Origin of the sequence: Mesorhizobium sp. WSM4906 (assembly GCF_029674625.1) — a bacterium.
Lineage (GTDB): Bacteria > Pseudomonadota > Alphaproteobacteria > Rhizobiales > Rhizobiaceae > Mesorhizobium.
Window position 1 is genome coordinate 3,556,705 of record NZ_CP121355.1, and the last position, 20,916, is coordinate 3,577,620.

Annotated in this window: 20 protein-coding genes and 1 riboswitch; of the genes, 5 read left to right on the forward strand and 15 right to left on the reverse strand. The window is 66.6% G+C overall.

The features are described 5' to 3' along the window. Positions 1–8: 8 nt before the first annotated feature. Positions 9–1,259 carry a diguanylate cyclase gene (locus tag QAZ22_RS16910; protein ID WP_278201889.1) on the forward strand — a complete coding sequence of 417 codons (1,251 nt, stop codon included), beginning with the start codon at positions 9–11 and terminating at the stop codon, positions 1,257–1,259. Positions 1,260–1,570: 311 nt separating this feature from the next. On the opposite strand, the gene cobT is transcribed toward QAZ22_RS16910, so the two are convergent. Genes cobT through cbiE form a run of 7 tightly spaced genes read right to left on the reverse strand, consistent with a single transcriptional unit; the run spans position 1,571 to position 7,882 of the window. Then, entirely contained in the window at positions 1,571–2,581 is a 1,011-nt protein-coding gene (gene cobT, locus QAZ22_RS16915) for a nicotinate-nucleotide--dimethylbenzimidazole phosphoribosyltransferase (protein ID WP_278201890.1), read from the reverse strand. 23 nt (positions 2,582–2,604) lie between these two features. Continuing rightward, positions 2,605–3,375, reverse strand: a complete 771-nt coding sequence (locus QAZ22_RS16920; RefSeq protein ID WP_278201891.1) for an adenosylcobinamide-GDP ribazoletransferase — start codon at positions 3,373–3,375, stop codon at positions 2,605–2,607. Further along, positions 3,372–4,688, reverse strand: coding sequence for a cobyrinate a,c-diamide synthase (locus QAZ22_RS16925; protein ID WP_278201892.1), 1,317 nt, complete (start codon positions 4,686–4,688; stop codon positions 3,372–3,374). The genes QAZ22_RS16920 and QAZ22_RS16925 overlap by 4 nt, the downstream gene beginning before the upstream one ends. After that, positions 4,685–5,500: a uroporphyrinogen-III C-methyltransferase gene (gene cobA, locus QAZ22_RS16930; protein ID WP_278201893.1), complete on the reverse strand. Its 816-nt coding sequence runs from the start codon at positions 5,498–5,500 to the stop codon at positions 4,685–4,687. The genes QAZ22_RS16925 and cobA overlap by 4 nt, the downstream gene beginning before the upstream one ends. After that, a complete protein-coding gene (cobM, locus tag QAZ22_RS16935) occupies positions 5,497–6,261 on the reverse strand; it encodes a precorrin-4 C(11)-methyltransferase (protein ID WP_278201894.1) in 765 nt (254 codons plus the stop codon). Before cobM ends, cobA begins: the two co-directional genes overlap by 4 nt. Further along, entirely contained in the window at positions 6,258–6,644 is a 387-nt protein-coding gene (locus QAZ22_RS16940) for a cobalamin biosynthesis protein (RefSeq protein WP_278201895.1), read from the reverse strand. The genes cobM and QAZ22_RS16940 overlap by 4 nt, the downstream gene beginning before the upstream one ends. Then, positions 6,641–7,882 carry a precorrin-6y C5,15-methyltransferase (decarboxylating) subunit CbiE gene (gene cbiE / locus QAZ22_RS16945; protein ID WP_278201896.1) on the reverse strand — a complete coding sequence of 414 codons (1,242 nt, stop codon included), beginning with the start codon at positions 7,880–7,882 and terminating at the stop codon, positions 6,641–6,643. Before cbiE ends, QAZ22_RS16940 begins: the two co-directional genes overlap by 4 nt. 1 nt (position 7,883) lies before the next feature. Here cbiE and QAZ22_RS16950 point away from each other — a divergent pair, with 1 nt between their 5' ends. Then, positions 7,884–8,651, forward strand: coding sequence for a cobalt-precorrin-6A reductase (locus QAZ22_RS16950; RefSeq protein WP_278201897.1), 768 nt, complete (start codon positions 7,884–7,886; stop codon positions 8,649–8,651). On the opposite strand, the gene QAZ22_RS16955 is transcribed toward QAZ22_RS16950, so the two are convergent. The 8 genes from QAZ22_RS16955 to QAZ22_RS16990 form a co-directional block, all read right to left on the reverse strand. Continuing rightward, positions 8,615–9,379: a precorrin-3B C(17)-methyltransferase gene (locus QAZ22_RS16955; protein ID WP_278201898.1), complete on the reverse strand. Its 765-nt coding sequence runs from the start codon at positions 9,377–9,379 to the stop codon at positions 8,615–8,617. The two genes, QAZ22_RS16950 and QAZ22_RS16955, sit on opposite strands and share 37 nt — an antisense overlap. Then, positions 9,376–10,134 (reverse strand): precorrin-2 C(20)-methyltransferase, encoded by a 759-nt coding sequence (locus QAZ22_RS16960; protein ID WP_278201899.1) that lies wholly within the window; start codon positions 10,132–10,134, stop codon positions 9,376–9,378. The genes QAZ22_RS16955 and QAZ22_RS16960 overlap by 4 nt, the downstream gene beginning before the upstream one ends. Beyond that, complete coding sequence (locus QAZ22_RS16965) at positions 10,131–10,763, reverse strand: precorrin-8X methylmutase (protein ID WP_278201900.1); 633 nt, start codon at positions 10,761–10,763, stop codon at positions 10,131–10,133. Before QAZ22_RS16965 ends, QAZ22_RS16960 begins: the two co-directional genes overlap by 4 nt. A gap of 2 nt (positions 10,764–10,765) precedes the next feature. After that, complete coding sequence (gene cobG, locus QAZ22_RS16970; protein WP_278201901.1) at positions 10,766–12,298, reverse strand: precorrin-3B synthase; 1,533 nt, start codon at positions 12,296–12,298, stop codon at positions 10,766–10,768. Continuing rightward, entirely contained in the window at positions 12,295–16,056 is a 3,762-nt protein-coding gene (locus QAZ22_RS16975; RefSeq protein WP_278201902.1) for a cobaltochelatase subunit CobN, read from the reverse strand. Before QAZ22_RS16975 ends, cobG begins: the two co-directional genes overlap by 4 nt. A gap of 31 nt (positions 16,057–16,087) precedes the next feature. Continuing rightward, the gene (cobW, locus tag QAZ22_RS16980) at positions 16,088–17,125 is read right to left on the reverse strand and encodes a cobalamin biosynthesis protein CobW (RefSeq protein ID WP_278201903.1); all 1,038 of its coding nucleotides are present in this window, start codon (positions 17,123–17,125) and stop codon (positions 16,088–16,090) included. 2 nt (positions 17,126–17,127) lie between these two features. Continuing rightward, entirely contained in the window at positions 17,128–17,553 is a 426-nt protein-coding gene (locus tag QAZ22_RS16985; protein ID WP_278201904.1) for a DUF1636 family protein, read from the reverse strand. A 39-nt stretch (positions 17,554–17,592) separates the two neighbouring features. After that, positions 17,593–17,801: riboswitch (cobalamin riboswitch) on the reverse strand. Between the two features lie 30 nt (positions 17,802–17,831). After that, on the reverse strand, positions 17,832–19,031 hold the full coding sequence (locus QAZ22_RS16990; RefSeq protein ID WP_278201905.1) for a winged helix-turn-helix domain-containing protein: 1,200 nt from the start codon (positions 19,029–19,031) through the stop codon (positions 17,832–17,834). 336 nt (positions 19,032–19,367) lie between these two features. Here QAZ22_RS16990 and QAZ22_RS16995 point away from each other — a divergent pair, with 336 nt between their 5' ends. The 3 genes from QAZ22_RS16995 to QAZ22_RS17005 are packed head-to-tail and all read left to right on the forward strand — an operon-like array spanning position 19,368 to position 20,915. After that, complete coding sequence (locus QAZ22_RS16995) at positions 19,368–19,733, forward strand: NADH-quinone oxidoreductase subunit A (RefSeq protein ID WP_149791214.1); 366 nt, start codon at positions 19,368–19,370, stop codon at positions 19,731–19,733. Further along, on the forward strand, positions 19,724–20,305 hold the full coding sequence (locus QAZ22_RS17000) for an NADH-quinone oxidoreductase subunit B (protein ID WP_013531090.1): 582 nt from the start codon (positions 19,724–19,726) through the stop codon (positions 20,303–20,305). Before QAZ22_RS16995 ends, QAZ22_RS17000 begins: the two co-directional genes overlap by 10 nt. 4 nt (positions 20,306–20,309) lie before the next feature. Continuing rightward, positions 20,310–20,915: an NADH-quinone oxidoreductase subunit C gene (locus QAZ22_RS17005; protein ID WP_278201906.1), complete on the forward strand. Its 606-nt coding sequence runs from the start codon at positions 20,310–20,312 to the stop codon at positions 20,913–20,915. The last annotated feature ends 1 nt before the right edge of the window (position 20,916 follow it).

Here is a 20,916-nt window from a genome sequence, read left to right on the forward strand (position 1 = left end):
CAGATCGAATGCACCTCGATACGCAGGACAGTCCAGCGATCACCGCGGAAGTTGAGCGACTTCTGGTGCGCCGCACGCGCGACATCCGCCTGAAGGGCGACATCCAACGCCTGTTTCGGGCGCGTATCTGGTCGCAAACGGCGAAGATCATCCGCGCCTGGATGATCTGGGTGGCCTTCCTGGATGTGTTGACCCTCGCGCTCAACATGTTGATGCTTCCGAAGGCGATCGCGCTGTCCATGCTCTTGCCGGGAGCCATCATCCCGCCCGTCGTTGTGGCCGTCGTCCTCGTCTGGCGAACGCCTCGCGCTCCCTGGCTCCAAGGGGCGACGTTGATCGCGGGCATGTTGCTCATCCTGCTGTCGGTTGCTCTGGTCGGCGTGAGCGCCGGGGGCGAATTCTACGAACGGCAGCTGAACATCATGCTGTTCGTCGCGATCACAGCCATCATCATCTTCGGCATTCCACTCGCCTGGACGGTGACGATCGCCGCTTTGGCTCTCAGCCTCTATCTCGTTTTTCAGCTACAGAACCCGAGGCTCGAAATCGGGAGCGCCGTGGCCGCGACGCTGTTCTTCGCCAGCGGCATTTTTGCGACGGTTGCCGCGCGGCGCACCATGACAATTCTCGCTCAGAAGACTTTCCTGTTTGAGCTTCGCGACCGGCGCAGAGTTGCCGAGCTGGCGCAAGCAAACGATCAGCTGAAGCTTCTGGCAAGGACAGATCCCTTAACTGGCCTCTCCAACCGGCGCTGGATGACGGAAACGCTCGACCATCTGTGGAGTAGCGGCAGAAAAGGCCCAGCCGCCGTCGGCATGCTGATGTGCGACATCGACGACTTCAAGAGGCTGAACGATCGCCTCGGCCATGCCGAGGGCGATCGCTGTCTGGTCAGAGTCGCCGGCATTATCCGGGACAACGTGAGGCATGATCGAGATCATGTAGCCCGCTACGGCGGTGAGGAATTCCTGGTGCTCCTTCCGGAGGTAAACGAGCAGGAGGCTGTCGCAGTGGCGGAGCGCATCCGCGAGAGTGTCGAAGCCGCCGCGTTTCCCAATCCTGCATCCCGCGTATCTCGCCACGTCACCATCAGCATCGGAGTTGCAGTTCAGGCGCAGGCTGACGAGGCAAGGTCGCCGGAGCAACTTCAGCGTCAGGCGGACGCGGCACTTTACCTAGCCAAGCAAACCGGTCGCAACCGAGTGCTGCTCCACAGCCCTGAATCAACCGTGCGCAAGAACATTCGATCGACACGGTGAAGTCGTCGGGTGGCCGGCGACATTAGCCTTTCAATTTCCTCGACGAAGACTTCTTCGCTGAGGAGTAAGCCACTCATAGGCCTCCACCATGAGCCAAAGGCGACCGGGACAGGATTGATCCGTCGCGGCCCCAAACGGTGAATTCCCGCAGGCGCGCAAGTCTGCTTTGTCTCGCGGCTGGTGCCTGACGGCGAAATCGTAAGCAGAAGGTTAGGAGCGATCCGTGCCGCAAGCCGGTTGCCGTTTGCGAGCCAAGGGAGCAGCGATGGGGCCTAATGCTCCGCATGCATCGGCAATTTCGCTCGCGGCATTTACTTCTCCGACACGCCGGCCTCGGCAAAGCTCGCCATCTTCGCATGGCACTCCAGCGCCGAGCGCACGACGTTGACGGCCAGGCAGGCGCCGGAGCCTTCGCCGAGCCGCATGCCGAGATCGAGCAGCGGCGGCAGGCCGAGCGTTTCGAGCAGGCGGCGGTGGCCGGCTTCGGCCGAGACGTGGGCGGCGATCGTGTGGGCGAGGCCGGTCGGATGCAGCCTCGCCAGCGGCGCCACGGCGGCGGTGCAGACGAAGCCGTCGAGCAGCACAGGCACGTTGTTGCGGCGCGCGGCGAGCGTGGCGCCGAGGATGGCGGCGAGCTCACGCCCGCCCAGAGCTGCGGCGACCTTCAGCGGATCGGACAGCGAATCGGCATGGCGCTTCAGGCCGGCCTCGATGGCGGTGATCTTGCGAATGAGGCCAGCGTCGTCGACGCCGGTGCCGCGTCCGGTCCATTTCTCGGCGCCGCCGCCGAAAAGGGCGGCCGAGATCGCGGCCGCCGGCGTGGTGTTGCCGATGCCCATCTCGCCGAAGCAGACGAGGTCGAGATCCCTGGTCACGGCGCCATAGCCGGCCGAGACCGCGGCGAGGAAGGCCTGCTCGTCCATGGCCGGCGCTTGCGTGAAATCGCCGGTTGGATGCTCGAGATCGAGCGGGATGACGTCGAGCCCGGCCCCGGCGATGCGAGCGAGCTGGTTGATGGCCGCGCCGCCGCCAGCGAAATTCGCCACCATCTGTACCGTGACTTCCGAAGGATAGGCCGACACGCCCTGCGCGGTAACGCCGTGATTGCCGGCAAAGACGAAGACTTTCACCGCATCGAGCTTCGGCATGTCACGGCCCTGCCAGCGGCCCAGCCAGGCGGCGATCGTTTCCAGCCGGCCGAGGCTGCCCTGCGGCTTGGTCAGCGTGTCCTGACGGCGGGCGACCGCATTCACCGCGGCGTCGCTGCCGGCGGGGAGATCGAGGCAGGCGGCGCGAAGGTCTTCGAGCGATTTGAACGACATGGGGCAATGTCTCCAATTGAGGGTCAGGGGGATAGGGAAGCTGAGGCAACGAGCAGGACCGCGATTTCGGCGAGCTGCTGCAGCGCGCCGATCGTGTCGCCGGTCTGGCCGCCGATCTGGCTGAGGCAAAGCGAGCGGAAGGCGGCGAACAAAAGACCGAGCAGGATGAGCGCGACAATGGCGCCGCCGAGGCCGAGCGCCAGCAGCGCTACGGCGCCGAGCGCTGCTCCGACGCCGGCTGTCTCGGCGCTGACGGCGCCTGCACCGGCTGAGAGGCCGTCGGCGCGAGCGGGCGGTAGAAGATGCATGAAGGCGCCGAACAGACCGCGAGAGGCGGCATGCGCGGCCAGCAGTGCCAGGAAGACATGTCCCGGTCCGGCCAGTTCCGAAAGCGCGCTCCAGCGGATGAGCAGCGAGATGCCGAGCGCCGCGGCGCCATAGGCGCCAATACGACTGTCGCGCATGATCTCCAGCTTCTTCTCGCGCGTCCTGCCGCCGCCGAAGCCATCGGCGATATCGGAAAGTCCGTCCTCATGCAGGCAACCTGTAGCAAGCATCGTCGCTGCGAGTGTGAGCGCCGCGGCCGGGCCGGCGGCAAGGCTCAGGCCCGCAGCAATGGCGTGGACGAGCGCGCCGATGATCGCTGCGGCGAGGCCGGCAAAGGGCGCGGCCCAGATGGCATCGGCGAGGCTGCGGCCGCCGAAATCGCTCGACGGAAGCCTCAACCTGGTGAAGAAGACGAGGCTCAGGCCGATATCGTCAAGCAATTGCCGAGGCGCGGAAGGGCCGCTCATGCACCCCTCGCAATGGCGTGGAAGAAGGTGCCGCTGACATGGCCGCGCCGGTAGCCCGACGCGCCAAGCGGATTGCCCTGACCGTCGGCGAGGTCGGCGAGCGGCTCGTCGTTGCCGCTGGCAGTCATTTGCGCGTAGTGGAACTCATGGCCGCGGATCAGCGTGCCTTCGGCGCCGAGCGGGCAGGCGGCGCGCAGCCGCGCCTCGCGGTAGCCGAGATTCATCTTGCGCCTGGCAAAGCTGGTCGAATGGCCGAGCAGGCCAAGCATTTCATGGCTCACGCCATCCGCGTCCTCCAGCGATTCACCCAGCACCATGAAGCCGCCGCACTCGCCATGCACGGGCTTACTCGCCGCGAAGCGCGCCATTCCGGCTCGGAAGTCGGCAGCTTGCGCCAGCTTGCCGGCATGCAGCTCCGGATAGCCGCCAGGCAGCCAGCAGACATCGCAGTCTTCGGCCGGCGCCTCATCGGCAAGCGGCGAGAACCGGACGATCTCGGCGCCGGCCTTGCGCCAGTGCGCGATGACATGCGGGTAGAGGAAGGTGAAGGCGGCGTCCTCGGCCAGCGCGATGCGCTGTCCGGGCGGCCGCAACCCATCGCCGAAATTGCCGGACGCCGGTTCCAGCGGTGTCGCCAGCTTCAGGATTGCGTCGATATCGAGCGATTTCTCGACCATGTCGGCCAGTCGGTCGAGATGCGCCATCAGGTTTTCGTACTCGCCGGCCTGGACGAGGCCGAGATGCCGTTCCGGCAGGTTGAGCGTGGGATCGCGCATGATGGCGCCGACCACCGGCAGGCCGATCGCCTCGATCGCGTCGCCCGACAAGCGCCGATGGCGCTCGCTGCCCAAGCGGTTGAGCACGACGCCGGCCATGCGAACGTCCGGATCGTAGGTGGCAAAACCCTTGGCGACGGCGGCCGCCGTGGTCGACTGCCCCGAAACGTCGAGCACCAGAAGCACGGGCAGGCCGTAGAGCCGGGCGAGATCGGCGGCCGAGCCCGAGCGGCCTTCAGGCGCGGGAATGCCGTCGAACAGGCCCATCGCGCTTTCGAGGATGACGTATTCGGCGTCGTCCGCTGCCTGTGCGGCCAGAGCGTTGAGCAGGGAAGGGGACATCGCCCAGCTGTCGAGATTGATGCCTGACAGGCCAGTCGCGGCGGTGTGGAAGCCGGGGTCGATATAGTCCGGTCCGGACTTCGCGCCGCGCACCTTAAGGCCGCGGCGAGCGAGCGCGCGCAGCAGGCCGATGGTGACGCTGGTCTTGCCCGAGCCGGAGCGCGGCGCGCCGATGATGATCGCGCGGGCGGTCACAATCCACCTGCCAGGACCGCGCGCATGGCGACGATCTCGCCGACGACGATCAGCGCCGGCGAGGCGAGCCCTGCGACGGCGGCCTCGTCGGCAATCGTAGCGAGCGTGGCGACGACGATGCGCTCCTGCGGCGTGGTCGCCGCTACGATCACGGCCGCCGGGGTCGAAGGCGCGAGGCCACCCTCGAGCAGGGCGTCGGCGATAATCGGCAGGTTGGCCATGCCCATATAGACGACGATCGGCTGGCCGGTGCGCGCGATCGCAGCCCAGTCGATATCATCATCCGTGCCCGCCGCATGGCCGGTGGCGAGAATGACGGCCTTATTGATGCCGCGCATGGTGGCGGGGATGCCGGTGGCAGCCAGGGCGCTCAGACCGGAAGTGAGGCCGGACAGCACCCGGAACGGGATCCCTTCGCGGGCGAGTGCCAGCGCCTCTTCTCCGCCGCGGCCGAAAATATAAGGATCACCGCCCTTGAGGCGCACGACACGGCGCCCCTCGCGTGCCAGCCGCACTAGCAGGGCGTTGATATCGTCCTGCTTCATCGAGGGTTTGCCGCCGCGTTTTCCGGCATAGAAAAGCTCGGCGCCTTCGGCGACGGCCACGACGTCGGGCGAAACCAGCGCGTCATAGACCAGCGCGTCGCATTGCCCGAGTGCGGCCAGCACCTCGAGCGTCAGGCAGCCGGGATCGCCCGGACCGGCGCCGGCCAGCCAGACATGGCCAGCCTCGAGCGCACGCGGCTTGAAGTTCAGCCGCGCCAGCGCCTGCTCCACCGAGGTCTGCCTGTTTCTGCTGGCGATGTCGTTCACAATCCGTCCCGTCCGCGAAAACGCCGCTGGTAATGGGCGTCGTAAAGTGAGCTCTCGCCGAAATCCTGCGCGGCCAAGGCACTGCCGACGAAGATGATCGCCGTGCGCTCCATCGGGTTTTCTGCCAATTGCGCTTCAATGGTGCCCAGCGTGCCGGTCAGGATCCGCTCGTCCGGCCAGGAGGCGCGGAAGACGACCGCGACGGGACATTCGGTGCCATAGAGCGGCGTGAGTTCCGCCACGATACGATCGATGGCGTGGATGGCGAGATGGATGGCGAGCGTGGCGCCGGTGCGGCCGAAGCCGGCAAGCGTCTCGCCGGGCGGCATTTTCGAGGCACGGCCGGAGACGCGGGTCAGCACCAGGCTTTGGGCGAGTTCGGGGATGGTGAGCTCGCGGCGCAGCGCCGCGGCGGCGGCGGCGAAGGAGGGGACACCGGGCGTCAGCGTGTAGGGGATGCCGTGCTTTTCCAGCCGCCTGATCTGCTCGGCCACCGCGCTCCACACCGAAAGATCGCCGGAATGCAGGCGCGAGACATCCTGACCGGCTCTGTGGGCGGCGACATACTCGGCCTCGATCTCGTCGAGCGACATCGGCGCGGTGTCGATCAACCTGGTGCCGGGCGCGCAGTGTTCCAGCAATTCTGGCGCGACGATCGAGCCGGCATAGAGGCAGACCGGGCAACTGGCCAGCAGCCGGCTGCCGCGCAAGGTGATGAGGTCGGCCGCACCAGGGCCGGCGCCGATGAAGTGGACGGTCATTCAGCACCTCCGCCATGCGCGATGGCGCAGGTCACCGGGCCGAGCACGGTGCGCGGCCCGAGCAGTTTTGCACCCTTACCCGCCGCGGCCAGGGCCGACGCTTCCGAAACCGAAGGCGTGCCGGCATGAGCCTGCGACACTTCGGATCGACTGATCGTGCCTGCGGACGCGGCCTGCAACGCATCGTCGGCGACGACGATCACCGGAAGCGAGAGATCATGACCTGCGCGGAAGATCGCTTCCTCGTCGCGCTTGATTTCGCCGGTCGCTAGCGCCGAAAGCGCGGTCATCGCCAGCCCGTGCGCTTCGAGCGCGGTTTCGATCGCGGCGCGCACGTCGCGCGCAGTCACGCCTTTCCGGCTGCCGATGCCAGCGATCATCATGGCTTCACCCAACTCCACTGCATGACGGGCATTGCAGGACGCCAGGCCTGCATGGACCCGATGGGGGAGGCGCGCGAAAGCGCGATGCGGGTGAGATCGCCGCCGCGCTTGTTGTGCTCACCGAGAAGCAGTGCCTCCATCTCCAGCGTGACCGCGTTGGCAACCAGCCGGCCGCCGGCACGCAGCGCCCTGATCGCCTTCTCCAGCACGCCGGCATCGCTGCCGCCGCCGCCGATGAAGATGGCGTCGGGCGTCTCCAGTTTGGCCAAGGCCTTGGGGGCCATGCCTTCGATCACGACAAGGCCGGGCACGCCGCAATGCGCCGCGTTACGGTGGATGCGTGCGGCGCGCTCCGTGTCGGCTTCGACAGCAATGGCGCGCATCGAAGGATGGGCCAGCATCCACTCGATGCCGATCGAGCCCGAGCCGGCGCCGATATCCCACAACAGCTCGCCGCGCCGCGGCGCCAGCGCCGACAGCGTGATGGCGCGGATCTCGCGCTTGGTGATCTGGCCGTCATGCTCGAACAGATGGTCGGCAAGGCCGACGGTCAAGGGCAGGATGCGCGCGTCCGGCGTCGATTCAATTTCGAGCGCCAGCACGTTGAGCGGATTGATGTTTTCGAGATCGAAGGCGTCGGCGCAAGCGGTTCGATGTGCTTCATCCGGACCGCCGAGCGCTTCGAGGACCGTCAATCGCGACGGCCCGAAGCCGAGTTCTTCCAGTAGTCCGGCAATGGCGGCCGGTGCGTCGCCGTCGGATGTGAGCGCAAGAATACGCGCGCCAGCGTGGAGCAGGGGCCGGATCAGGTCAATCGAATGGCCGTGCAGCGAGATGGTCTCGACATCCTGCAGCGCCCAGCCGAGACGGGAGGCCGCCAGCGACAGCGACGACGGCGCCGGCAGGACCATCATCTCATCCGGCTTGACCTTGCGCGCCAGCGTGACGCCGACGCCGTGGAAGAAAGGATCGCCCGAGGCGAGCACGCAGACGTTTTTGCCCGCGAGCGCCAGCACGTCGCGCATTGCGGCGTCGAAGGGTGACGGCCACGTGCGCACCTCGCCCTTGGCCAAACCTGAGACGAGCCCGAGATGCCGCTTGCCGCCAAAGACGACCGCGGCCTCGGCAATCCGCTGCTTGGCCTCGTCGCCGAGACCCGCTACACCGTCCTCGCCGATGCCGACCACGGTCAGCCATATCGAGACCGGCTTGGCAATGCGCGGACCTTTAGCAGGCATGATGACCCACCGCATTCTGATCCTCGGCGGAACCACGGAGGCCCGGCAGCTGGCGGGCAAGCTGGCTCGCCGGGAGGATTTCTCGATCACGCTGTCGCTTGCCGGCCGTACCGAAAGTCCCGTGCCGCAGGGCGTGCCCGTTCGTACCGGCGGCTTTGGCGGCGCGGAAGGGCTGGCGGGCTATCTCCATGAAGAACACATCGATCTGCTGATCGACGCCACGCATCCTTACGCTGCGCGCGTTTCGGCCAATGCCGCTGAAGCGGCCAGGCAAACCGGTTTGCCGATTCTCGCCCTGCGTCGCCAAGGCTGGGAGCCGGTCGCGGGCGATCGCTGGACGCTGGTCGACAGCGTCACCGAAGCGGCCAGCGCGCTTGGCGCGGTCCCGCGCCGTGTCTTCCTGGCGATCGGTCGGCAGGAAGCCGGCGCTTTCGAGACCGCGCCGCAGCACCGCTATCTGATCCGCAGCGTCGACCCGGTCGAGCCGAGGCTGGCTGTTCCCGATGCGCTGTATCTGCTGGCGCGCGGGCCGTTTGTGGAAGCCAACGAACGGACGCTGTTCGAGCGGCACGGCATCGATGCCGTCGTTTCGAAGAACAGCGGTGGTGACGCGACCTACGGCAAGATCGCCGCGGCGCGGGCGCTCGGCATCGAGGTGATCATGGTACGCAGGCCGCATCTGCCGAACGTCCCCTCGGCAGATAGCGTCGATCAACTGGCCGCCAAGGTCGATCATTTCTTCGACCCTGTTGCCGACCGCGGCGTGTAGACCAGCGCGGGCTGTTCGCCGCGCTTGATGATGCGGGTTTCGGGCGAGCCGATGATGATGCAGGTGGCCATGTCGGCCTTCGCCGCATCGGCATCCGCCAGCAGAAACACCTCGATCCGCTCGTCCGGCCGGCCGGCGGCACGGCCGAAGATCACCGGCGTGGTCCCTGGCAGGATGGCCTTCAGGCATTCGAAGGCTCGGCCGAGTTGCCAGGGCCGCGCCTTGCTGATCGGATTGTAGAGTGCAATGACGAAGCCGGCGCCGGCTGCCGCCAGCAGGCGAAGCTCGATCAGGTCCCACGGCTTTAGATTGTCCGAGAGCGATATGGCGCAGAAATCGTGGCCGAGCGGCGCGCCGATACGAGCGGCGACCGCGAGCATCGCCGTGACGCCGGGCACCACCGCAAGATCGATCGCGCGCCATTCTTGCGGCCCGGCTTCGATCGCCTCGCAGACGGCTGCCGCCATGGCGAACACCCCGGGATCGCCGCCGGAAACGACGGCGACATTGTGGCCTCCGGCGGCCTTGGCCAGCGCCTCGTTGGAGCGGGCGAGCTCCTCGCGGTTATCGGAGGCGACGCGTGTCTGGTCCTCTCGCAGCTCGAGCCGGTCGAGATAAGGCTTGTAACCATAGAAGAAGGAAGCCTCGGCCACGGCGCGGCTTGCCTCAGGCGTGACCTGGTCGGCATTGCCGGGACCGAGGCCGATAACGGTGATTCGGCCGCTCATGGCTTTGCTCCGCAGGCCCCGGGGCGGGCGGACCAGCCGGCGACCAGAACGATGGCGAAATAGGGCGCCTTGTCGTCCGGCTTTTCGGCAAGCCGCATGGAGACGCTGCCCAGCATCGTGCCGCGCTCGACATAGACGGCTTTTGCCAGCTTGCCCGTCGCTTCCAGCGCGCGGCGGATCTTCGGCAGGTTGCGGCCGACCTTCATGATCACGGCGGCATCGGTGTCGGCCAGCCGGCGGGTCAGCTCGAACTCGCTCATCGTGCCGGGAAGCACGGTCAGCACGTCGTCGCCCTGGACGATCGGCAGGCCGGTGGCCGACCAGCAGCCGGACATGGCGGTGATGCCGGGGATGACCTCGGTCGGGAAGCGATGCGCCAACCGGACATGCAGGTGCATGTAGGAGCCGTAGAAGAGCGGATCGCCCTCCGACAGCACCGCAACCATCCTGCCAGCGCCGAGATGCCCGGCGACCTGTTCGGCCGACTGCTCGTAGAAATCGGCGATCTGCGAGCGGTAGTCGTCGTGATCCTTGTCGATCTCGGTCGTCACCGGATAAAGCAGCGGCAGCTCGATCATGTCCGGACGGAAGCGCGTCTCGACGATGGTCCGCGCATTGCTGTTGTTGCCGCGTTTGGCGAAATAGGCGACGACGTCGGCCTCGGCCAATGCCCGCGCGGCCTTCAGCGTCAAAAGTTCCGGATCGCCGGGGCCGGTGCCGACGCCGACAAGCCGGCCTTTTACAATCGCGTTCACAGGCCCGGCCTCGCCAATGCGTTGAGCGCCGCAGCGGTCATGGCGCTGCCGCCGAGCCTGCCGCGCACGATGGCGTAGGGCACGCCGTAGGAATTCTCGGCCAGCGCATCCTTCGATTCGGCGGCTCCGACGAAGCCGACCGGCATGCCGATGATCGCGGCGGGCTTAGGCGCGCCATCGCGCAGCTTTTCCAGCAGATAGAAGAGCGCGGTCGGCGCATTGCCGATGGCGACGACCGATCCGGCCATACGCTCGCCCCAAAGATCGATGGCCGCGGCCGAGCGGGTGTTGCCGATTGCCTTGGCGATCTCGGCGGTGCGCGGGTCGCGCAGCGTGCAGATCACCTCATTGCCGGCAGGCAGGCGGGCACGGGTGACGCCGTGCGCGACCATTTCGGCATCGCAGAAGATCGGCGCGCCGGCGGCGAGCGCGGTCCGGGCGGCGGCAACGAAATCGCCGGAGAAGACGAAATGGCTGGCGGCTTCGACCTGGCCGCAGGCGTGGATCATGCGGATCGCGACATCGGCTTCGGCCTCGGAGAAGCGCGACAGGTCGGCCTCGGCGCGGATAATGGCAAAAGAGCGCTCGTAGATCGCCATCCCGTCATGAATATAGTCGTAGGCGGCCATTTTCAGTTCCGTCGATAGAGTTCGGCGACGCCGGCCGCGCCAAGCCTTGCCAGGCAGGCGGCGGCGGTCTCGCCGGGATGTCGTGCGCTGCGGATTGCAGTGGCAATGCCGGCAACCCCACGCGCGGCGTCATAGCCCGGCCTGTATCCGGCAGGAAGGGCCTTTGCCGTCCCGTCCACGACAAGTCCGGCTCCGTTTTCGTCGCCGACCAGGGTGAGCGCCGCCGGGCCGGGATGGGCGCAGCCCTTGGCGCAGCCGGAGATGTGCAGGGTGATGGAGGTATCGAAGAGGTCGGCGCTTTCGGTCGCGATCGTCTCGGCGATGGCGCGGGCGGCAATGCGGGCGGAAGCGCAAGCCGGCGCGCCAGGACAAGCGGCGATGCGGGTGCGCGGGTCGGCTGGGGAGGTGACGAAGCCGAGGGTAGCGGCGGAGGTTTGCAGCGAAGCGCAGGCTGATGAGGAGAGGCCGAGGAAGAGCAGGGCGCGGCCGGGGGCCAAGCGGATTTCGGTGGAGCCGCGTTGCAGGACTTGCCTCACGAGTTCGATGAGAGGCTGCGCCGGCATGCTGCCAAAGGGCAGGCCGATGCCAAGGGCGTGGTCGTTGGCTAGGTCGAAAAGACCGACGGGGGAACGTTGGCGCTCCACGGCGCCCCCCTCTGTCCTGCCCGTCCTCCGCAGCAGCTGCGCTGCAGCTGCGGAGGGTGGACCGGACATCTCCCCCACAAGGGGGGAGATTGCACTGTCGCCGCCGGTTTCGCCAATCGCTGACGTCGCAAAATGAGGGTGGGCTCCAGAAGGGGAGCCGGCGGCGAAGCTGCCAATCTCCCCCCTTGTGGGGGAGATGTCCGGCAGGACAGAGGGGGGCGCGAAGGAATGCCAGCTCGCGAGAGAGACCAACTGCCGCTCCGTCAAATCCCGCGTATGTGCCTCGCGGCCTCTTTCGGCGACCATCCTCAGGGCAGCTACCGCTATATCCCGCGCCGCATCCCCATCGACCAATGCGAGCGGCCTGGCGCTTCGGCTGTCACCGCCAACCGACACGCGCCAAAGAAGCTCGCCTCCAGCCCGCACCGCCTTCAGCCGCACATCGGCCGTCAGCGCATCCATGGCCAATTGCCCGCCGCCGTCGACAATCACCGACACTTTCGGTCCCAGCCTTGCAGCCAGCCCGGCCTCGTCGATCGCAGCCCTGATCCGCTCAGCCAACGGGCGCGGGTCGGCGACCTCCTGCGGATCGATTCCCGCCAGCGGCCCAATTTCGACCGGAACGCCCGTGCGCACCGCAATGCCAAGCGCATCCACCTCCGCCGCCAGCAGCCGCGCGCTTTCCGCCGTCAGCCCGCGGATCTGCAAGCTGCCGCGCGCGGTCACTTCCATGATGCCGTTGCCGTGGCGCAAGGCGGATTCGCCGAGTCCGACCAGCGATCTGGGCGAAAGTCCTCCAGCGACCGGGTTGAGCCGCACCAGCAGCCCGTCGCCGGTCTGCATCGGAGCGCTCAGGGCAGGGCAGGCGCCGCGGCGGGAAAACGCGTTCATGCCGCTACCCCGCTTGCCTGCGCCTCGGCGATCAAGGCCGCAAGATCGTCGTCGATGGAGTTGCGGAGCGGATGCCAAAGCCCGCGCCGCCGCGCCGACAGGAACCGCTCGGCGATGACTTTTGCTGCGGCTGGGTTCTCGCGCAGCAGGAAGGCGCGGACATCAGGGTTGCCAACATAGGCGTCATGCACCGCCTCGATCAGCGCGCCCGAAATGGCGTGCGTCGTCTCGGCGAAGCCGACGAGACGGTCGACCGTCTCGGCGAATTCGGAGGCGCCGCGCGGGCCGTGGCGCATCTGGCCGGCGATGAAGCGCGGATTGACCGCGCGGGCCCGCACCACGCGCGACACGGCCTCGCTCACCGAGCGCGGCTTCGGCTTCTTCGGATCGGTCGTGTCGAGCACGATGACGTCGGCATTCCTGCCAAGGGCAGCAAGCGCGGCCGAAAATCCGCCGATAAAGGCGACGTCGGCCGAGCCTTCGAGGATGTCGCGCCCCGGATCATCGCCGGTATGGACGAGAAGATCGGCCTCGGCGATGCGGCCCTCGAAAGCGCCGGGCGCCGCAACCGCTTCGCCGTCGGCGCCGCCATAGGCGTGCGAGGTGGCCTCGAGATAGGCGCGGCCGATCTCCTCGCGCGCCCCCCATTCGCCGCGCGACAGCAATTCCTCGACGCCCGCGCCGTAGGTTCCCGGCGAGGTGCCGAAAATGCGCGGGCCGATCTTGCCCCGAGCGCGGGTCGCTGCAGCGAGGGGATTTTCGGTATCGTCCTCGTCGCGGCTCGCAACCGCATTGGCGGCGGCGTCTATCAGCGCGATCTGGGTCGGGAACATGTCACGGAACAGGCCTGAAATGCGCCAAGTGACGTCGACGCGCGGGCGGCCGAGCGTCGCCGGCGGCAGCACCTCGATACCGGTGACGCGCCCGGTCGCGGCATCCCATTGCGGCCGGCAGCCCATCAGCGCCAGGCCTTGCGCGATCTCCTCGCCGCCCGTGCGCAAAGAGGCCGAGCCCCAGAGGTCGATGACCAGCGAACGGGGCCAGTCGCCATGGCTCTGCATGTAGCTCCGCACGACTTCTTCCGCCGCCGCCTGGCCAAGATCATAGGCGGTCGGCGTCGGCATGGTGCGCGGGTCGGAGGTGAAGAGGTTGCGGCCGGTGGGCAGCACGTCGGAACGGCCGCGCGCCGGCGCGCCGGCCGGGCCTGCCTTGACGTGGCGGCCGTCGAGGGCGGCGAGCAGGGCAGTCTTTTCGGACTCGGCGCTTTGGCGGCGCAGCGGATCTGCTTCGTCTTGCGGCGCGCGGCCGTAGACATGCAGCCCGTCCTTCACCGCGAAATCCTTGAGGTCGCAAAGCCAGGCGTCGATGCGGCGCAGCGCTTCGTCCGGCGCATCAGTGCCGGCAACGCCAGCCTCCGCCGCAAGACCGGACTTCTGTGCGGTCTCGACGATCAGCCTCGCCAGCCGATCGCGGCGGCGACGGTCGAGCCCGTCGGCCTGGGCGTATTCGTCGACAAGACGCTCGAGGCGCTGCTGTGCTTCGTCCAGACCGGCGCCTGTGAGCGGCGGCGGCAGATGGCCGAGCGTGACGGCCGAGATGCGGCGCTTGGCCTGTGCCGCCTCGCCGGGATTGGAGACGATGAAGGGATAGACGACCGGCAGCGAGCCGGTGACGATCTCGGGAAAGCAGGTGTCGGAGAGCGCGACTGTCTTGCCCGGCAGCCACTCCAGCGTGCCGTGCGCGCCGACATGGACGATTGCGTGAACGCCAAGCGATTTCTGCAGCCAGAGGCCAAAGGCGATGAGCTCGTGGCGCGGGGGGAGCGTCGGGTCGTGGTAGTCGGCGCGGCGGTCGGCGGAGCGGCCGCGGTCGGGGGCGAGAGCGACGGTTACGTTGCCGAAGGTCGCGGCGCGGAAGGGGAAGCCTGGCGAGGAGGCTGCCTGTAAAGGACGGCGTTCTGTCGCGCCCCCCTCTGTCCTGCCGGACATCTCCCCCACGAGGGGGGAGATTGATCTGTCGCCACCGCTTTCGCCAATCGCCAGCGCTGCAGGAATGGCGCCATCGACGGACCTGCTAATCTCCCCCCTTGAGGGGGAGATGTCCGGCAGGACAGAGGGGGGTGCCTCGCGCAGACCTATCTGGTCTTCCGCGCTGCCCCAGGCAGCCCTGACTGCATCACGCGCGCCTCCCGGCAGTTCCGTGGACGAGCGCAAGTAGTCTTCTAGACTTAACCCGTGTCCGCCCATTTCCAGCGCATCCAGCAACGCGCGCGGCGATTGCGGAATCCCATCAACCGCATAGCCTTGTTCCTTCAGGTCATGCAGCATGGCGAGCACGCTCGAGGGCACGTCAAGCCCGACGGCATAGCCTGTACGCCCAGGTGCGCTCGGGTAGTCCGGGATCAGGATCGCCAGCTTGCGCCTGGCCCGCTCAGTCTGCCGCAGGCGAACGAAGGCCGCGACGCGCTTGGCGACCTGCGCGACCCGATCGGCCTTCGGCCGGTTGGCGAAAGCGCGGAAGGCAAGCGCCGGGTCGGTCTCGATCTCGCCCTTGAAGGAGATCGCGCCGGCCAGAATGCGGCCGTCGAGCTCCGGCAGCACGACGTGCATGGCGAGATCGGCCGGCGCCAGACCGCGCTGGGTCTTCTCCCAGACCTCGCGCCTCGTCGTGGCGACGATGACCTGGAACACAGGCACGCCGGCGCGGTCGAAGAGCGTTTCTGCGCCCGGCTCGGCGCCGGAGGCGAAGGCGGTGGCGGTGATGATGGCGGCAGGGTTCAGCGATGCGAGGGCGGTTTCGACGAAGGCCAGAGACGCCGGGTCTTTTAGGCTGGATACGAAGATCGGCACCGGGGTCAAACCTTGCGAGCGTAGCGCGTCAGCCAACGCATCGATCGGTGCCACGTCGGCGGCGAGCAGCATCGAGCGGTAGAAAAGGATGGGGATGACGGCGAAACTGTCGACGTCGAGTTCCGTCACACCCCCCTCTGTCCTGCCGGACATCTCCCCCGCAAGGGGGGAGATTGCTCTGTGGTCGACGGTTTCGCCAATCGCAGATGTTGCAGATGGCTGTTTTGATGCCCCTGAAGAAGAGGCGCCGGGGCTGGTGACGGCTGATCTCCCCCCTTGCGGGGGAGATGTCCGGCAGGACAGAGGGGGGTGCGAAGGATCGCCGACTTTTGCGAAACCCGGCTTCTCAACGACGCCGACTCCTGGCTCATAAAACCCGGCTTTCGGCACGCTCACTGCCTCGGTCACCACCGCATCCGACCCAGCCAGTCGGGCCAATCTCCGCACCAACACAGCCATATTGGTCGGGCCACCTTCGCGGAAATAGCCGAGTAAGGCGTCGAGCTCGGCGCGCGGCAGCGTCGAGCCTTCGATCAGGCGCTGATCCTTGTCATGGCTTTCGCCCGGCAGCAGCGCCAGCTTGATGTTTCGTTCGCGTGCGACCGCCGCAAGCTGGTCGCAGCCGTAGCGCCACCAGTCGTAACCGCCGAGAATGCGGACCAGGACGATCTTGGCATGGCGGGCGACGCTGTCGATCCAGAGATCGACCGACATCGGGTGGCGCAGGTCGCGAAGGGCAGCAAGCCGCATCGAGGGCAGTCTTTCAGCGTCCGCCTTCCAGGCGGCGGCGAGGCCGGCAAGGTCGCTGTCGGTGAAGGACAGCGCCACGACATCCGCAGGCGTCTGCCTGAGGTCGATCGGCTCGGCGAGATCGTCGAGCGAGGCGGATGTCGTGGTGAGGATATGCATCGCTTTTCGTGTTGGGCTTTTCGTGCTTGCCTCAGCCGGCGAGGATACGCTCGACCGCTGGGCGATTCAGCCCCTTGAGGCCGATGACGACGAGCCGCGAGCGGCGATCGTCCGCAGCCGTCCAGGCGCGGTCGTAATAGTGATTGACGCGCGGGCCGACGGCCTGCAGCAGCAGCCGCATCGGCTTGCCGCCGACCTCGACGAAGCCTTTCACGCGCAGCACGTTTTCCTGCTCGGCGGCGAGGGCGACGCGTTTTGCCAGCTCGTCCGGATGCGAGATCGACGGGATATCGATGACGAAGGAGTCGAAATCGTCATGCTCGTGGTCGAGCTCGTCGTCATGATGGGTCTTGCGGTTCTCGATGTCGTCCTCGACGGCAAGGCCGAGGCCGAGCAGGACCGACGGATCGACCTTGCCGTGCGTCGTCGGCACCACCTTCACGGCACGCGCCACATGCTCGCCGATGACGGCGTTGGCGCGCTCCGAGCCAGCCGCGTCCATCAGGTCGCTCTTCGACAGGATGATCAGGTCGGCGCAGGCGATCTGGTCCTCGAACACCTCCTCGACCGGATCGTCATGGTCGAGGGAATCGTCGGCAGCGCGCTGCGCCTGGAGCGCGTCCATGTCGGAGGCGACGCGGCCGTCTGCCAACGCCGGGCCGTCGACCACGGCAATGACGCCGTCGACGGTGACGCGGCTCTTGACCGTCGGCCACTGAAAGGCCTGAACCAGCGGCTTCGGCAGCGCCAGGCCGGAGGTTTCGATCAGGATGTGGTCGACCTTCGGCGAGCGCGACAGGATCTGGTCGAGCGCCGGCACGAAATCGTCCGCCACGGTGCAGCAGATGCAGCCGTTGGCGAGCTCGACGATGTTCTCCTCCGGGCAGGTGTCGATGCCGCAGCCTTTCAGGATCTCGCCGTCGATGCCGACGTCGCCGAACTCGTTGACGATGATCGCCAGCCGCTTGCCCTTGGCGTTTTCGAGCAGGTTGCGGATCAGCGTCGTCTTGCCGGCGCCGAGGAAGCCGGTGACGACGGTGCACGGAACACGGGAAACGGAAGCGTTCATGGTCAGTCCTTCAGGAGATCGAGAGGCGGGATGCGGGCAACCAGGCCGCGTTTGAGGGAATCGGGCCGGCCGCGCCACGGAATGAGGCCATCGGTCGATGTGGCGAAGAGCTTCGCGCCGGCGACGAGGTCGGCGCCGCTGTTCGTTTCCAGGTCGCCGAAGACATAGCTCCAGCAGCCGTCGCGCAGGAGCGCGGCGCTCAGGCGGCGCTTGCAATTGCCGAGGCATTCGACAGTGCGGATGCGGATATCCTGGCCCGACGCTGCGCTGCGCGTGTCCTCGGCCAGCAGGGCGCCGGCGCGCGGATGCGCGTCCGAACCGCTCTCGTCGCGGCAGGACGAGCAGACGATGACGGTCACGCCGGCCAACGCGTCGGACTCGGACGAAATGTCCGCACTGTTTGCCGGGAAACTGCCGTTGCGATCCAAAACCAGGCTCCTTGCCCGGAAAACCCGCCGGGCGTTCGGATACTTAAAGTCTCAGACGGCAGGTCTCCTGGCTCGCGGGTCATCGCCTTCTCGTGCCGCCTTCCCGGGGACATCCCAGTGGTTTTCGGCTGAGGCTCGTCGCTCACAGTTGCGGGGACAGCCGCGGATTTGGAATTTTTCAACTCCGCACCGCATTCCCTCTTGGCTCCTCCCTTTGCCGGGAGGAGACCGTCTGGGTCAGGATTTAGGCTTACGGCTATGCGCCTGTCAACGCGCGGCTACGACACCCGGATGTCGGCCAGCGCCGGTCCAAGGTCGCCGGCCGGCGTCACCTCGATCGCCTCCAGGCCGAGCCAGGATTGCATCTGCTTCAGCTCTTCGAGCAATTGGGCCGCCGTTTCGGGCGGAGCGTGAGCTTCAGCGTAGGCGGCGTGGACGCGCAGCACGCTGGCCGGGCGATCGGCCCGCAAGTCGACACGCGCGACGATCCGGTCGCCGAGCAGGAAGGGCAGCACGTAATAGCCGTATTGGCGCTTTTCGGCCGGCGTGTAGATCTCGATGCGGTAGCGGAAGTCGAAGAGCTTTTCCGTCCGCGTGCGCTCGAAGACGACGGGGTCGAACGGGGCGAGCAGCGCGCGCGCCTCGACCCGGCGCGGGAGGCGGGCGTCCTTGTGGAGGTAAGCGGTCTTGTCCCAGCCCTCGACCCGCACCGGCAGCAACTCGCCAGCCTCGACCAGTTCCTCGATCCTGTCTTTGGTGTCGCCGGGTGCCAGACGAAAGTAGTCGCGCAAGTCGCCATAGGTGGCGATGCCATGGGCGCGGGCGGAAATGCGCAGCAATTCGCGATGCGCGTCCTCGACCGAGGGTACAGGCAGGTCGAGCACGGCCTGCGGCAAAACGCGCGCGGGCAGGTCGTAGTAGCGCTCGAAGCCGCGCCGGTAAGCGGTGGTGATGCGTCCGGCCCAGAACAGCCATTCGAAGGCGTGCTTGGCCTCGCTCCAGCCCCACCAGCCGCCATTGCCCTTGTGGCCCTCGATGTCGGAGGCGGCGATCGGCCCGCGTTCTGCGACTTCTTTATAGATCTCGTCGATCATCGTCTTGCGCTCACGACCCCATTTGGCGAGGCCGAGATACATTTCCTCGCCGCGTTCGGCGCGCTGCATGCGCCAGCGCAGGAGCGGATAGGTCTCGACCGGCAGGAACGACGCCTCGTGCGCCCAATATTCGAAGATGGCGCGCTTGCGGGTCACGGCTGCATTGTCCAGCAGCGCAAGCGGGTAGGGGCCGAGGCGCGAATAGAGCGGCATGTAATGGGCGCGCACCACCGCGCTGACGGAATCGATCTGCAGCAGGCCGGTCCGGGAGAGCACGCGGGCGAGGTGCCGGCGGTTGGGCTCGCCGCCCGGACGAGGGTCCGTGAAACCCTGCGCGCCGAGCGCGATGCGCCTGGCCATGCGAAGAGAGATTTTTTCCTTCATCAAGGTGCCTTTGCCTCGATCCGTTTACATGTTTCCCGGCCGGTGATTCCAGCCATGCTAGCAGGCAAATGGCGGGAGATATGTCAGGAGAGAAAAGTGGAGTAAAAAGTGAAGGAAATCAAACAGGAGCGGATCGGACCAGTTTCTTCCGATATGGCGTCCAGCGCCGGATTTTGAACAAGGTTTGACTTGCGTCGCCGAAACCGCTGCGCTAACCCTCGCCGCGTTGCAGCATGGGCCCCTTTAAAACGGTTCAGCGGTTAAACTGTCACGCTTCCGCATTAGAGTCCGTTGCTGTAATCAAAGTGAACTGGCCCGCCAAAGGAAAGTCGCCGCATGAGCGCACTCCTAAGTTCGTATCTGCCCATCGTCCTCTTCATCGCAGTGGCGATGGTCGTCGGTCTCGCGCTGATCATCGCGCCGTTCCTGGTGGCCTACCGCAATCCCGACCCGGAAAAGCTTTCCGCCTATGAATGCGGGTTCAACTCCTTCGACGACGCCCGCATGAAATTCGACATCCGCTTCTACCTGGTGTCGATCCTGTTCATCATCTTCGATCTCGAGGTCGCCTTCCTGTTCCCATGGGCGGTGTCCTTCTCGAAGGTCGGCATGCTCGGCTTCTGGTCGATGATGGTGTTCCTGGCGGTGCTGACCATCGGCTTTGCCTATGAATGGAAAAAAGGAGCGCTGGAATGGGATTGAACGACAGTTCAGGCACCCTCGTCGCGCCGAAGCCCAAGGGCATCATCGATCCCAACACCGGCAGGCCGGTGGGGGAGGACGATCCCTTCTTCCTGGAAATCAACAATGAACTGGCCGACAAGGGCTTCCTCGTCACCTCGACCGAAGCGCTGATCACCTGGGCGCGCAGCGGCTCGCTGATGTTCATGACCTTCGGCCTCGCCTGCTGCGCGGTCGAGATGATCCACACCTCGATGCCGCGCTACGACAGCGAGCGCTTCGGCGTCGCGCCGCGCGCGTCTCCGCGCCAGTCCGACATCATGATCGTGGCCGGCACGCTGACCAACAAGATGGCGCCGGCGCTGCGCAAGGTCTACGACCAGATGCCGGAGCCGCGCTACGTCATCTCGATGGGCTCTTGCGCCAATGGCGGCGGTTACTACCATTATTCCTATTCGGTGGTGCGCGGCTGCGACCGCATCGTGCCGGTCGACATCTATGTCCCCGGCTGCCCGCCGAGCGCGGAAGCGCTGCTCTACGGCATTCTTCTGTTGCAGAAGAAGATCCGCCGCACCGGCACGATCGAACGGTGAACCAATGGCCTTGGCGTTGAACGAACTCTCCACCTATCTCGGCGAGAAGCTCTCCGGCCGTATCGGCGAAGCCGTGCTTGCCTATGGCGAGCTGACGGTTTCCGTCGAGCCGGGCAATCTGATCGAGGTGGCGACCTTCCTGCGCGACGATCCGCGCTGCCAGTTCATCTCGATCATCGACATCTGCGGGGCCGACTACCCGTCGCGGGCCAAGCGCTTCGACGTCGTCTACCACTTGTTGTCGCCCAAGCAGAATGGGCGCATCCGCCTCAAGGTCCAGGCCGACGAAGAGACGCTGGTGCCGTCGCTGACCTCAGTCTACCCCGGCGCCGACTGGTACGAGCGCGAGACCTACGATCTCTACGGCGTGCTGTTCTCCGGCCATCCGGACCTGCGGCGCATCCTCACCGACTACGGCTTTGACGGCCATCCGCTGCGCAAGGATTTTCCGCTGACCGGCTTCGTCGAGGTGCGTTACGACGACGAGGCGAAGCGCGTGATCTACGAGCCGGTCGAGCTCAAGCAGGAATTCCGCAATTTCGATTTTCTTTCTCCCTGGGAAGGGACGGACTACGTCCTGCCGGGGGACGAAAAAGCCAAGACGAATTGAG

Bases quoted from the DNA above. Each gene is read 5' to 3' on its own strand.
- QAZ22_RS16920 (WP_278201891.1), bottom strand. From the start codon at position 3,375: ATGAGCGGCCCTTCCGCGCCTCGGCAATTGCTTGACGATATCGGCCTG.
- QAZ22_RS16950 (WP_278201897.1), top strand. From the start codon at position 7,884: ATGACCCACCGCATTCTGATCCTCGGCGGAACCACGGAGGCCCGGCAG.
- QAZ22_RS16910 (WP_278201889.1), top strand. From the start codon at position 9: ATGCACCTCGATACGCAGGACAGTCCAGCGATCACCGCGGAAGTTGAG.
- QAZ22_RS16995 (WP_149791214.1), top strand. From the start codon at position 19,368: ATGAGCGCACTCCTAAGTTCGTATCTGCCCATCGTCCTCTTCATCGCA.
- cobM (WP_278201894.1), bottom strand. From the start codon at position 6,261: ATGACCGTCCACTTCATCGGCGCCGGCCCTGGTGCGGCCGACCTCATC.
- cbiE (WP_278201896.1), bottom strand. From the start codon at position 7,882: ATGCCTGCTAAAGGTCCGCGCATTGCCAAGCCGGTCTCGATATGGCTG.
- QAZ22_RS16975 (WP_278201902.1), bottom strand. From the start codon at position 16,056: ATGCATATCCTCACCACGACATCCGCCTCGCTCGACGATCTCGCCGAG.
- cobG (WP_278201901.1), bottom strand. From the start codon at position 12,298: ATGAACGCGTTTTCCCGCCGCGGCGCCTGCCCTGCCCTGAGCGCTCCG.
- QAZ22_RS16940 (WP_278201895.1), bottom strand. From the start codon at position 6,644: ATGATGATCGCTGGCATCGGCAGCCGGAAAGGCGTGACTGCGCGCGAC.
- QAZ22_RS16965 (WP_278201900.1), bottom strand. From the start codon at position 10,763: ATGGCCGCCTACGACTATATTCATGACGGGATGGCGATCTACGAGCGC.
- QAZ22_RS16990 (WP_278201905.1), bottom strand. From the start codon at position 19,031: ATGAAGGAAAAAATCTCTCTTCGCATGGCCAGGCGCATCGCGCTCGGC.
- QAZ22_RS17005 (WP_278201906.1), top strand. From the start codon at position 20,310: ATGGCCTTGGCGTTGAACGAACTCTCCACCTATCTCGGCGAGAAGCTC.
- cobT (WP_278201890.1), bottom strand. From the start codon at position 2,581: ATGTCGTTCAAATCGCTCGAAGACCTTCGCGCCGCCTGCCTCGATCTC.
- cobW (WP_278201903.1), bottom strand. From the start codon at position 17,125: ATGAACGCTTCCGTTTCCCGTGTTCCGTGCACCGTCGTCACCGGCTTC.
- QAZ22_RS16955 (WP_278201898.1), bottom strand. From the start codon at position 9,379: ATGAGCGGCCGAATCACCGTTATCGGCCTCGGTCCCGGCAATGCCGAC.
- QAZ22_RS17000 (WP_013531090.1), top strand. From the start codon at position 19,724: ATGGGATTGAACGACAGTTCAGGCACCCTCGTCGCGCCGAAGCCCAAG.